Genomic DNA, 12,843 nt, shown 5'->3' on the forward strand with positions numbered 1-12,843 from the left:
CCCTGGCCCGGCTGGCACCTGCTGACTTGCCGAGCCAGCTGCGCGTGATGCGCCACACCCTGCAGGCCGCGTTCCTGGCTTTGCGCCGCGGTGAAGCGGTGCAGGCCAACCTGGAAAAAATGGCCGCGGTGTTCGCGCAACTGCAAGGCATTTGCCAGGGAGCACCGCTCAACGCCTTGTGGAAAATTGCCGCTGCACTGGTCGACGGCATGCTTAAAGGTCGGGTGCCCAACAGCCCGGCCCTGCGCAGCCTGCTGAAAAAATCCGACAAGGAACTCAAGCGCCTGCTGGCACAGGGCATCGAGGCCATCAACCATCCTGCCCCCGAAGACCTGCTGACCAGCCTGCTGTTTTATATTGCCAAGGCCGAGCATCCGACCACGAAAATGCTCGCGCTGAAAAACCACTACGAACTGGATCAGGCCATGCCCGATGCGGCGATGGTCGACGAGGAGCGGGCGCGGTTGGCCGGCCCTGACCGGGATGCCATGCGCTCGGTGGTGGCGGCGTTGTGCGAAGAACTGGTGCGGGTCAAGGAACGCCTCGACCTGTTTGTGCGCAGTGATCGCCTGCATGTCTCGGAACTGAGCAGCCTGATGGCGCCACTGCGTCAGATCGCTGACACCCTGGCCGTACTGGGGTTCGGGCAACCGCGTAAAGTCATCATTGATCAACTGGCGGTGTTGCAAAGCCTGGCCCAGGGCCAGCGCGAACCCACCGATGCGGTGTTGATGGATGTGGCTTCGGCCCTGCTTTATGTCGAGGCCACCCTGGCCGGTATGGTCGGCAGCGTCGAGCCCTCGCTGCGTGAAGAAAGCCGGTTGCCCACCACTGACCTGATGCAGATTCACCAGTTGGTGATCAAGGAAGCCCGCATCGGCCTTGAAGAAGTCAAAGACCTGATCGGCGATTATCTGGCGGCCGAGTACGACCGCCAGCACTTGCAGTCCGTGCCTGCGCTGTTGACGCAAATCCGCGGGGCGCTGGCGATGATTCCCCTGAATCGCGCGGCCAGTTTGCTGCAAGCCTGCAATGAATATTTGCGTGAGCGCGTGCTGCAAGGGTCTGATCACCCCGCGCACGAGCAACTTGATCACTTGGCCGATGCGTTGATCAGCATTGAGTATTACCTGGAACGCCTGGCCCAGGACCCTGGTGCTTCGAGCGAGCAGGTGCTGGATCGGGCCGAAAACAGCCTGGCTGCACTGGGTTACGCGCCGGCGACGCATCCCGTGCCATTGTCCGATGATAGGCCTGGCGGCCAAGAGCAATCGCTGATGCCGGACCTGCAGGCGCCTGGCCTGGCCGATGTACTGGCCAGCCCGCTGTCGGCGCTCAATCCTCCGGCGCAACACATGCCTGCCAGTTTGCTACCGCCACCCGTGGATGAAGCGCCGCTGGACGAAGAACTGCTGGAAGTCTTTCTCGAAGAAACGGACGAAGTCCTGATCAGCCTGCACGACAGCCTGCCGCAATGGGTCGCCAACCCGGCGGACAGTGTTGCGCTGGCCGAGTTGCGGCGCGGCTTCCATACCCTCAAGGGCAGCGGGCGCATGGTGCGTGCGCTGGTGCTGGCAGAGCTGGCGTGGGCGGTCGAAAACCTGCTCAACCGGGTGATTGAGCGTAGCGTGGCGCCGTCTGCGCAGATCTTCCAACTGCTTGAAGACGTTATGGCCATGCTGCCCGAACTGATTCAGGCCTTTGCCGAACAAAGCCAGCGTCAACGCGAAGACGTCGACCAACTGGCCGCACGCGCGCAGCACCTGGCCCAAGGCGAGCCGCAACCACTGTTGATTGCCCAGGACGCCGGCAATTTCGATCCACAGTTGCTGGATATCTTCCGTCAGGAAGCACAAGCCCACCTTGAGCGCCTTGACCGTTTTCTGGACCAGGCCCGTGCACACATGCCGCTGCAGGCCAGTGACGATTTGCAACTGGCCGTGCACACCCTCAAAGGCAGCGCACATATGGCAGGCGTGATGCCCATGGCTGAACTGGCCGCGCCGTTGGACCATCTGGTGCGTGAATACAAGGCGCACACGCTTGCCCTGGGAGAGGATGAAATCGACCTGCTGCTGGAAGCTGACACCCTGCTGCATGCGGGGCTCAAGCAACTGGATAGCGACCCGCTGGCCGAGATCCAGGGTGCGCGCTCACTGATCGAGCGCACCGAGCAACTGATCGCCAGCCGCCTGGATACCCTGCTCAATAGCCCTGCAAGCAGTTGGGTGGCCAGGCGTGACCCGCAGCGCATTGCCGAGTTTCTGGCCGAGAGCATGGACATTCTGTTCGATGCCCAGGAGCTGCTTAAAACCTGGCACCAGAACCCCCATGAACGCGATGGCCTGGACAGCCTGCTGGATCAGCTGACCACCCTGGGCGAGTCTGCCCACCTGCTGGACTTGCAGCCCATGGATGCGCTGTGCGAAGCCCTGCTTGACCTCTATGGCGCGGTCGAAGAAAGCAGCCTGGCACCCAGCGAGCGTTTTTTCGAAGCGGCCGATGATGCCCAGGAAGCCCTGATCAACATGCTCGACCAGTTGGCGGCAGGGCAGGAAATCACCCCGCAGCCGCAGTTGGTCCAGACCCTGCACGCGCTGCTGCACGAAGGGCTCGCGCCTGACGCCACAGGGCTGATTCGCGGTGATGGCGGGCGGGTTACCGAGCTGGGGGCCGCCACCAGGCAATTGGGTGGAGGCCAGGACGAGGACATCGATGATGAAATCGTCGAGATTTTTCTCGAAGAGGCGGTGGACATCCTCGAGAGTGCCGCGCAGGCCTTGCAGCGCTGGCTCAGTGCACCCGACAGCCTGGCGTCGCTGTCGTCCTTGCAGCGCGATTTGCACACCCTCAAGGGTGGGGCGCGCATGGCCGGTATTGAACCGATCGCTGAACTGGCCCATGAGCTTGAACACTTGTATGAAGGCTTGCTGGACCGGCGCCTGAGTGACAGTCCGGCACTGGCTCGCCTGCTGGAGCGCAGCCACGAGCAACTGGCGCTGATGCTTGAAAAATTGCTGCACAAGCAAACGTTGAGCGAGCCTTATGAACTGATCGAGGCGATTCGGGGCTTTCGTCTTTACAGTGCAGCCCTGCCTGATGGTGGCAGCGTTGCCCCGCAAGCGCCACCGAGCAATGAAGATCCGCAGTTACAGGAAATCTTCCTCGAAGAAGCCTTCGATATTCTCGAAAGCTCGGGTGCGGCCCTGGCGCGTTGGCAAGCCGAGCCGCAAAGCCACCTTGAAGTGGAAAACCTGCTGCGCGACCTGCATACCCTCAAGGGTGGGGCGCGGATGGTGGAGGTCGCCGCGATTGGCGATTTTTCCCATGAGCTTGAAACCCTTTTCGAGGATATTTCGGTAGGTGCCATCACGCCCAGTGATGGGCTCTTTGTGTTGCTGCAGCGTTGCCACGACCAGCTTGCGCAAATGCTTGACGCGCTGCGCAGTGGTCAGGCGCTGCCTTCGCCCCAGGTGCTGATCGAGAAAATCCGCCAGATTGAGCGTAACGCCCGGCCGACACCTGCCACCCCGGTCAAGCCCGAGCCTGCGCCTGCACCGGTGCCCGAAGGTGAGCGCACCGGGCTGGACACCCTCAAGGTTCCGGCCGAGCTGCTCGAAGACCTGGTTAACCTGGCGGGTGAAGCCTCGATCATTCGGGGGCGTGTGGAACAGCAGGTCAACGACGGTCAGGTCGCCCTCAACGAGATGCAGACCACCCTTGAGCGGATGCAGGATCAACTGCGGCGCCTCGACATCGAAACCCAGGGTCGCCTGCACAACCGCGCGCACACCGAAGCCGATGGCGTGGCCTACGACGAATTCGACCCGCTGGAAATGGACCGCCATTCCCTGCTGCAGCAGCTGTCCCGAGCCCTGTTCGAATCAGCTTCCGATCTGCTCGACCTCAAGGCGACCCTGACGGCCCGCTACCAGGACGCTCACGGGCTGCTGCAAAAACAGGCGCGGGTGAACACGCAATTGCAAGAGGGCCTGATGGGCACGCGCATGGTGCCGTTCGAGCGCGTATTGCCGCGCCTCAAACGGGTGGTGCGCCAGGTTGCCAGCGAGCTGGGCAAGCAGGTTGAATTCAGCGTGATCAATGCCGAAGCCGAGATCGATCGCAACGTTCTGGAACGCATGGTTGCGCCCCTGGAGCATATGCTGCGCAATGCCGTCGACCATGGCCTGGAACCGGCCGACGTGCGCCATGCCAGCGGCAAGCCGGAGCAGGGGCTGATCAGCCTGGAACTGTCCTATGAAGGCGGCGACGTAGTATTCGACATGCACGACGATGGCGCGGGAGTGCCGCTGGAAGCCGTGCGCCGCAAAGCCATCCTGCGTGGCTTGCTGAACCCTGAAGCAAGCATCAGCGACCGTGAGGTGCTGCAGTTCATCCTGCAGCCCGGGTTTTCCACGGCCGAAAAAATCACCCAGATCTCCGGGCGTGGCGTCGGCATGGACGTGGTACATGAAGAGGTGCGCCAGTTGGGCGGCAGCATGACCATCGATTCGGTGGCGGGCCAGGGCGTGCATTTTCAGATTCGCCTGCCCTTCAGCGTGTCGCTCAACCGGGCTCTGATGGTGCAGTGCGCAGACGAACAATACGCCATTGCCCTCGACACCGTTGAAGGTGTGGTGCGCGTCATGCCCAACGAGCTGGAAGGCTACTACCAGCTCAACCCGCCGCTTTATCACTACGGTGGGCAAACCTACGAGCTGCGTTACCTGGGCGAGTTGCTGCAAACCGTGGGCAAACCCAAGCTGGTGGGCGAAAGCCATTCGCTGCCGGTGCTGCTGGTGCATTGCCAGGACCAGCGCGTGGCGTTGCAGGTGGATGCGCTGTTGGGTTCGCGGGAGATTGTGGTCAAGAGCCTCGGCCCGCAATTTACCGGGGTACAGGGCCTGTCGGGCGCGACCATTCTGGGGGACGGGCGGGTGGTGCTGATCCTCGACCTGCCGGCCTATATCCGTGCCCATCAGGCGCGTCAGCCGTTGCAGCGGGCGCAGCACGAGGCGGTGGGCGCCCTGGAATTCACCCCGGCCGTGCGCCCGCCGCTGGTACTGGTGGTGGACGACTCGGTCACCGTGCGCAAAGTCACCAGCCGCCTGCTGGAGCGCAACGGCATGAACGTCATCACGGCCAAGGACGGGGTCGACGCCATGAGCGTACTGGAAGAACACACCCCCGACCTGATGCTGCTGGACATAGAAATGCCGCGCATGGACGGCTTCGAAGTGGCTACCCGCGTGCGTAACGACCCGCGCCTCAAGGACCTGCCGATCATCATGATCACTTCGCGCACGGGGCAAAAACACCAGAACCGGGCGATGGCCATTGGCGTCAACGACTACCTGGGCAAACCTTATCAAGAGTCCGTGCTGCTGGAGCGCATTGCCTACTGGAGCAACTTCCATGCTTGACCATCGCGTGGGCAGCCTGACCGGCTTGCTGCTGCCGCTAGCAGATCGCTATCTATTGCTGCCCAATGTGGCCATTGCCGAGCTTATCGGCTGGCAGCGCGGCGAGCCCAGCAGCGACTCCCCGCCCTGGCACCTGCGCCAGATTACCTGGCGCGACCACCAACTGCCGTTGATCAGCTTTGAAGCGGCATGCGGCGGGCCACTGGTGATCGGTGAGCGGGCGCGGATCGTCATCCTCAACACGCTGGGTGGTGACCCGGATTTCAAATTCATGGCCATGGTGATTCAGGGCATCCCGCGCTCCTACAAGGTCGATAGCCAGTTGAGCTTTGTCGACGTGCCGCTGTGTCCGCTGGAGCGCGCGGCGGTACAGGTGGGCGATCATGTGGCGAAAATCCCGGACTTGCTGGCGCTGGAACGGTTGGTGCGGGGCAGCGCGGATTAAGCAGCACGTGTGGGAGCTGGCTTGCTCGCGAGCAGGCGATGCGGTCAGTCAGTTAAACCGCGGTGCTGCTATCGCGAGCAAGCCCGCTCCCACAGAGCTCAGTGGCAGGCCCCGAATTCGGTGAACACTGCAAAACCTGTGGGAGCTGGCTTGCCTGCGATGCAGGCGATGCGCTCAGTCAGATAAACCGCGGTGCTGCTATCGCGAGCAAGCCCGCTCCCACAGAGCTCAGTGGCAGGCCCCGAATTCGGTGAACACTGCAAAACCTGTGGGAGCTGGCTTGCCTGCGATGCAGGCGATGCGCTCAGTCAGATAAACCGCGGTGCTGCTATCGCGAGCAAGCCCGCTCCCACAGAGTTCAGTGGCAGGCCCCGAATTCTGGGAACACTGCAAAACCTGTGGGAGCTGGCTTGCCTGCGATGCAGGCGATGCGGTCAGTCAGTTAAACCGCAGTGCTGCTATCGCGAGCAAGCCCGCTCCCACAGCGGGGGTGCAGGTTGCCCTGCTCGACGAACGCCGCATTGCCCTTTAACCTCGCAACCCTGACCCTTATCTCATAACCAGGTGACACAGTCGCACTATCGGCTCTTGAGGATCTTGCACATGTATCACGGGGAAAAACTCAACGCCTGGACCCATCTGGTGGGTGCCGTGGCGGCAGCAATAGGCAGTATCTGGTTGTTGGTAATGGCCTGCCTGGACGGTAGCCCGCAGAAGATTGTCAGTGTGGCCATTTATGGTGTCACGCTGGTGCTGTTGTACAGCGTATCCACCGTGTACCACAGCGTGCGCGGGCGCTCCAAGGTGATCATGCAGAAGTTCGATCATCTCTCCATTTACCTGCTGATCGCCGGCAGTTACACGCCGTTTTGCCTGGTCACGCTGCACGGCCCCTGGGGCTGGTCGTTGTTTGGCATCGTGTGGGGAATGGCGGTGATCGGCATGCTGCAAGAGATCAAACCGCGCTCCGAAGCCCGCATCCTGTCCATCGTTATCTACGCGGTCATGGGCTGGATTGTACTGGTGGCCGTCAAGCCCTTGCTGGCAGCGCTGGGTACCGCAGGCTTTGTATGGCTGGCCACCGGCGGGGTGATGTACACCGTGGGGATCATCTTTTTTGCCCTCGACCACCGTCTGCGCCATGCCCACGGCATCTGGCACCTGTTTGTGATCGCCGGCAGCCTGCTGCACTTTGTGGCCATCGCCCATTATGTGATCTGACTCGGGGCTACTGAACCTCCTGCTTGGGCTTCTGGGTGTCGCTGCGGATCTGCGCGTGGCTGATCAGGGCGAAGATAAAACTGCCACCAATGATATTGCCGGCCAGGGTGGGGCCGGCAAAGATCAGCCAGAAGTCCTTCCAGGGCAACTCGCCAGCAAACACCAGATACGACACCTCGGCCGTACCGACCACGATATGGGTGAAGTCACCCAGGGCCATCAGGTAGGTGATGAGGATGATGATCCACATCTTGGCGCTTTCCATGGACGGGATCATCCACACCATGGTGGCAATCATCCAGCCCGAGATAATGCCTTTGGCGAACATCTGGCTGGCGTCGTTTTCCATGACCTTGCGGCCGATTTCCAGAAAGGCCTTGTCGGTCTGCGTGTCGAAAATCGGCAAATGCAGCATCACATAGGCCACCAGCAGGGTGCCCATCAGGTTGCCCACCAGCACCACCGCCCACAGCCGCAGCAGCCGCCCGAAATTGTTGAGTGTGGGTTTGCTCATGATCGGCAGAACGGCAGTCAGGGTGTTTTCGGTGAACAGTTGCTGGCGAGAGAGAATGACCGCCAGAAAACCTGCGCAATAACCGAAGCTGGCGATGACCTTGAACCCGTCGCCGTCGGGCAGGCGTGAGTTGAGCAGGCCCATGGCCATAAGGGACAGGCCCATGGTCAGCCCGGCGGCCAGTGCCGACCAGAACAGGGCGGCGATGCTGCGCTCCAGTTCCAGATCGCCCTGCTGGCGGATGATTTCGTGCAGCACCGCGGCGCGCGGTGGCTGGTTTTTGCTGACCTCGTGCTTTTCTTCAGCCGTCAGGTTGGGGGTTTTGCCTGAATTTTGAGTGTCCATAAGGCTCCAGAACCGAAGGCGTGTGAAGGTACGACACGCATGGACTGTAGCTGTTCACTCTTGACCTGTAGATACTCTGTTGCCGGTCAACCCTCCCTGTGGGAGCGAGCCTGCTCGCGAAAGTCGTTCGCGAGCAGGCTCGCTCCCACAGTTAAAATTCCCTTCAGACCTTCGGCAGCTGCTACGGGAGCCAGGCATCAAGCCTGGCTGTCATCCTGGAACTGGTCCTTGACGTATTTGATCTCGGTACGCCCGTGCGGCGCCGGCAGGCCGTCTTCACCCAGGTTGACGAAGACCATCTTGTCCACAGTCAGGATGCTTTTGCGGGTGATCTTGTTGCGCACTTCGCAGGTCAGAGTAATCGAGGTGCGACCAAACTCGGTGGCGGTGATGCCCAGTTCGATGATGTCGCCCTGGCGCGAGGCACTGACGAAGTTGATTTCGGAGATGTACTTGGTCACCACACGCTGGTTGCCCAGCTGGACGATGGCGTAAATCGCGGCTTCTTCGTCGATCCAGCGCAGCAGGCTGCCACCGAACAGGGTGCCGTTGGGGTTGAGGTCTTCGGGTTTAACCCATTTGCGGGTGTGAAAATTCATATTCGCTCCTGACCGTCTTGCCTTAGATGCCGACCATGATGTCAGACCACGGCACTCAGCTCTATTAAGCTTCGACTATGGTCTCGATTAGGCAAATCAAAATGCCGTGGATAAATCCTTGGGAACATCGGCGCGGATGGCTATAATGCCCCTCGCTTCAAAACGGTCATTTTTACCCGGTACCGTTCCCGCCACCTGTCCGAGGGGCGCTGCAGCAGGTTCAACCTGTCAGGCTCGGATGGGGCGTTGTTTGTTCAGGGCTCCCTGGGCAGGCACTAAACGCACAACGGCGCCCATTCGCGATTAAACGAATGGAGGCTCTTGATGAGCGCTGTAAACACGCCTGCAGGTTTTAACGACTTTAAAGTCGCCGATATGTCCCTCGCCCAATGGGGCCGCCGCGAAACCTTTATCGCCGAGTCCGAAATGCCTGCCCTGATGGGCCTGCGTCGCCGTTATGCAGCAGAACAACCGCTCAAGGGCGCGAAGATTCTGGGTTGCATCCACATGACTATCCAGACTGCCGTACTGATCGAAACCCTGGTTGCCCTGGGTGCCGAAGTGCGTTGGTCGTCGTGCAACATCTTCTCGACTCAGGATCAGGCTGCTGCCGCTATCGCTGCTGCCGGTATCCCGGTTTTCGCCTGGAAAGGCGAAACCGAAGAAGAGTACGAGTGGTGCCTGGAGCAAACCATCCTTAAAGATGGCGAGCCATGGGATGCCAACATGATCCTCGACGACGGCGGCGACCTGACCGAGCTGCTGCACAAGAAATACCCGGCCATGCTGAAAAAGATCCACGGCGTGACTGAAGAAACCACCACCGGTGTTCACCGTCTGCTGGACATGCTGGCCAAAGGCGAGCTGATGATCCCTGCGATCAACGTGAACGACTCGGTCACCAAAAGCAAAAACGACAACAAGTACGGCTGCCGTCACAGCCTGAACGATGCCATCAAGCGTGGTACTGACCACCTGCTGTCCGGCAAGCAGGCACTGGTTATCGGCTACGGTGACGTGGGCAAGGGTTCGTCCCAGTCCCTGCGTCAGGAAGGCATGATCGTTAAAGTGTCCGAAGTTGACCCGATCTGCGCCATGCAAGCCTGCATGGACGGTTTTGAAGTGGTTTCGCCGTTCATCAACGGCCAGAACGATGGCACCGCTGCCAGCATCGACGCTGCGCTGCTGGGCAAGATCGACCTGATCGTGACCACCACCGGTAACGTCAACGTGTGCGACAAGAACATGCTGGCCGCGCTGAAAAAACGCGCTGTGGTGTGCAACATCGGTCACTTCGACAACGAAATCGACACCGCTTTCATGCGCAAAAACTGGGCATGGGAAGAAGTGAAGCCACAGGTTCACAAGGTTCACCGTACTGGCCTGGGCGAATTCGACCCACAGAACGATGACTACCTGATCCTGCTGGCTGAAGGCCGTCTGGTTAACCTGGGCAACGCCACAGGTCACCCAAGCCGCATCATGGACGGTTCGTTCGCCAACCAGGTACTGGCGCAGATCTTCCTGTTCGCCCAGAAGTACGCTGACCTGCCAGCCGAACTGCAAGCCGAGCGTCTGACCGTAGAAGTGCTGCCGAAGAAGCTGGACGAAGAAGTGGCCCTGGAAATGGTTCGTGGTTTCGGTGGCGTTGTAACGCAACTGACCAAGCAACAGGCTGACTACATCGGCGTCACCGTCGAAGGCCCGTTCAAGCCAGAAACCTACCGTTACTGATTAAAGAAAGGCGGTCAGGCTTGCACTGACCGCCTTTTTTTTGTGTGAAAGTTCAGCGTCAGGGGTTGTCCATGCCCCCCTCGCGCACGCCAGGGTATTCCCATGTCTCAAGACCGTCGTTACAGCTTCGAGTTCTTCCCGACCAAGACCGATGCTGGACATGAAAAACTGATGAACACGGCTCGCCAGCTGGCGACCTACAACCCGGATTTCTTCTCCTGCACCTACGGTGCCGGTGGCTCGACCCGTGACCGCACGATCAATACCGTGCTGCAACTGGAGAGCGAAGTAAAAGTACCTGCTGCTCCGCACCTGTCGTGCGTGGGTGACAGCAAGGCCGATTTGCGCGGCCTGCTGGCCCAGTACAAGGCCGCGGGGATCAAGCGCATCGTTGCGCTGCGTGGCGACCTGCCTTCGGGCATGGGCATGGCCAGCGGCGAACTGCGCTATGCCAATGACCTGGTGAGCTTCATTCGTGAAGAAACCGGTGACCACTTCCATATCGAAGTGGCGGCTTACCCGGAAATGCACCCGCAAGCGCGCAACTTCGAAGACGATATCAACAACTTCGTGCGCAAGGCCCATGCTGGCGCTGACAGTGCCATCACCCAGTACTTCTTCAACGCCGACAGTTACTTCCGTTTTGTCGAGCGCGTACAAGCAGCGGGAGTGATGATTCCTGTGGTGCCGGGCATCATGCCGATCACCAATTACAGCAAGCTGGCGCGGTTCTCTGACGCCTGTGGCGCTGAAATCCCGCGCTGGATCCGCAAGCAACTTGAAGCCTACGGCGACGACACGCAGAGCATCCAGGCATTTGGTGAGCAGGTCATCAGCGAAATGTGCGAACGCCTGCTCGACGGCGGCGCCCCGGGGTTGCACTTCTACACCCTGAACCAGGCTGATCCGAGCCTGGCGATCTGGAACAACCTCAAGCTGCCGCGCTGATCTGCCTTTGTGGGAGCGGGCTTGCCCGCGATGGCATCGCTGCGGTCCGTCAAGGGATGCGCGTCGTATGCATCGCGAGCAAGCCCGCTCCCACATGGGTTTAAAGCCGTTGGGCAGCATGAAATCGGCGCGTCGTGATTGCTCTGTTATACTCCGGTTTTTCCGCCAGGCTTACGCCCGGCCGCTCGTCCTTGTACAAGGCATTCAACCTCCCGTTACGGCGCAGCTCTCAGCCAGCGCGAGCGGCATGAATGGGCCTTCAGGACTGGAGCAGGACCGGACGGGATTGCGTCATCTTAAACGCCATTCACGCCAGGCAAGACTATCCCTTTGGGCCAAGCCCTAACTAGAACAGGATTTCTCATGTCCTTTGCTTCCCTCGGTCTCTCCGAGGCTTTAGTCCGCGCCATTGAAGCTGCGGGCTATACCGAGCCTACTCCGGTGCAACAGCGGGCCATTCCCGCCGTGTTGCAAGGTCGCGACCTGATGGTTGCGGCACAGACAGGTACTGGTAAAACCGGTGGCTTCGCTCTTCCGATTCTGGAAAAGCTGTTTCCCAATGGCCACCCGGACAAATCCCAGCGCCACGGCCCACGCCAACCACGCGTGCTGGTCCTGACGCCTACCCGCGAACTCGCCGCCCAGGTGCATGAGAGCTTCAAGCTCTATGCCCGCGACCTGAAGTTCGTGAGCGCCTGTGTTTTTGGCGGTGTGGGCACCAACCCGCAGGTTCAGGCCCTGGCCCGTGGTGTTGACGTACTGGTTGCCTGCCCCGGTCGTTTGCTCGACCTGGCCGGTCAAGGCAGTGTTGACCTGTCCCACGTTGAAATCCTGGTACTCGACGAAGCCGACCGTATGCTCGACATGGGCTTTGTCCATGACGTGAAAAAAGTCCTCGCTCGTCTGCCGGCCAAGCGTCAAAACCTGCTGTTTTCGGCGACGTTCTCCAAGGACATCACCGATCTGGCTGGCAAGCTGCTGCGCAACCCGGAACGCATCGAAGTAACGCCACCGAACACCACGGTCGAGCGTATCGAGCAACGCGTGTTCCGTCTGCCTGCCACGCACAAGCGTGCCTTGCTGGCGCACCTGATCACCGCTGGCGCCTGGGAACAGGTTCTGGTCTTCACTCGTACCAAGCACGGTGCAAACCGCCTGGCCGAGTACCTGGACAAGCACGGCCTCAGCGCTGTGGCCATCCACGGTAACAAGAGCCAGAACGCGCGCACCAAAGCCCTGGCCGACTTCAAGGCCGGTACTGTACGCATTCTGGTAGCGACCGACATTGCCGCTCGTGGCCTGGACATCGACCAGCTGCCGCATGTGGTCAACTTCGAGCTGCCAAACGTCGACGAAGATTACGTTCACCGTATCGGCCGTACTGGCCGTGCCGGTCGTTCGGGCGAGGCGATCTCGCTGGTAGCGCCGGACGAAGAAAAACTGCTGAAAAGCATCGAGCGCATGACCAAACAGAAAATCGCCGATGGCGACCTGATGGGTTTTGACTCGAGCACGGTTGAAGCTGAAAAGCCTGAAGTACGCGAGCGTCCGGATGTGCGTAACCCGCGCAACCCGCCGCGCGGCCCGCGTGGCGACGGTCCGGGTAACCCGGGC

At 60.6% G+C, this 12,843-nt stretch carries 8 protein-coding genes and 1 riboswitch; of the genes, 6 read left to right on the top strand and 2 right to left on the bottom strand.

The window, feature by feature from the left end; genetic code table 11:
- The 3 genes from GHO03_RS21895 to GHO03_RS21905 all read left to right on the top strand — a co-directional run.
- A partial coding sequence (locus GHO03_RS21895; RefSeq protein WP_153400524.1) for an Hpt domain-containing protein occupies nucleotides 1-5,423 on the top strand: 5,423 nt, incomplete at its 5' end.
- The gene (locus tag GHO03_RS21900) at nucleotides 5,416-5,868 is read left to right on the top strand and encodes a chemotaxis protein CheW (protein ID WP_094999869.1); all 453 of its coding nucleotides are present in this window, start codon (nucleotides 5,416-5,418) and stop codon (nucleotides 5,866-5,868) included. The genes GHO03_RS21895 and GHO03_RS21900, both read left to right, overlap by 8 nt.
- Before the next feature lie 603 nt (nucleotides 5,869-6,471).
- Nucleotides 6,472-7,089, top strand: coding sequence for a hemolysin III family protein (locus GHO03_RS21905; protein WP_094999870.1), 618 nt, complete (start codon nucleotides 6,472-6,474; stop codon nucleotides 7,087-7,089).
- Nucleotides 7,090-7,096: 7 nt separating this feature from the next.
- Here the strand turns inward: GHO03_RS21905 and GHO03_RS21910 are convergent, their stop codons facing one another.
- Nucleotides 7,097-7,948 (bottom strand): formate/nitrite transporter family protein, encoded by an 852-nt coding sequence (locus GHO03_RS21910; RefSeq protein ID WP_094999871.1) that lies wholly within the window; start codon nucleotides 7,946-7,948, stop codon nucleotides 7,097-7,099.
- A 197-nt stretch (nucleotides 7,949-8,145) separates the two neighbouring features.
- Nucleotides 8,146-8,547 (bottom strand): acyl-CoA thioesterase, encoded by a 402-nt coding sequence (locus GHO03_RS21915; RefSeq protein WP_016782518.1) that lies wholly within the window; start codon nucleotides 8,545-8,547, stop codon nucleotides 8,146-8,148.
- 195 nt (nucleotides 8,548-8,742) lie between these two features.
- Nucleotides 8,743-8,849: riboswitch (S-adenosyl-L-homocysteine riboswitch) on the top strand.
- Between the two features lie 22 nt (nucleotides 8,850-8,871).
- Here GHO03_RS21915 and ahcY point away from each other — a divergent pair.
- The 3 genes from ahcY to GHO03_RS21930 all read left to right on the top strand — a co-directional run.
- Entirely contained in the window at nucleotides 8,872-10,281 is a 1,410-nt protein-coding gene (gene ahcY / locus GHO03_RS21920) for an adenosylhomocysteinase (RefSeq protein WP_088378781.1), read from the top strand.
- A 102-nt stretch (nucleotides 10,282-10,383) separates the two neighbouring features.
- The gene (gene metF, locus GHO03_RS21925) at nucleotides 10,384-11,229 is read left to right on the top strand and encodes a methylenetetrahydrofolate reductase [NAD(P)H] (protein ID WP_094999872.1); all 846 of its coding nucleotides are present in this window, start codon (nucleotides 10,384-10,386) and stop codon (nucleotides 11,227-11,229) included.
- 363 nt (nucleotides 11,230-11,592) lie between these two features.
- Nucleotides 11,593-12,843, top strand: a 1,251-nt coding sequence (locus GHO03_RS21930; RefSeq protein ID WP_153400525.1) for a DEAD/DEAH box helicase, incomplete at its 3' end; no start/stop codon positions are given.

The organism is Pseudomonas sp. FSL R10-1339 (genome assembly GCF_009600545.1).
GTDB lineage: Bacteria > Pseudomonadota > Gammaproteobacteria > Pseudomonadales > Pseudomonadaceae > Aquipseudomonas > Aquipseudomonas bubulae.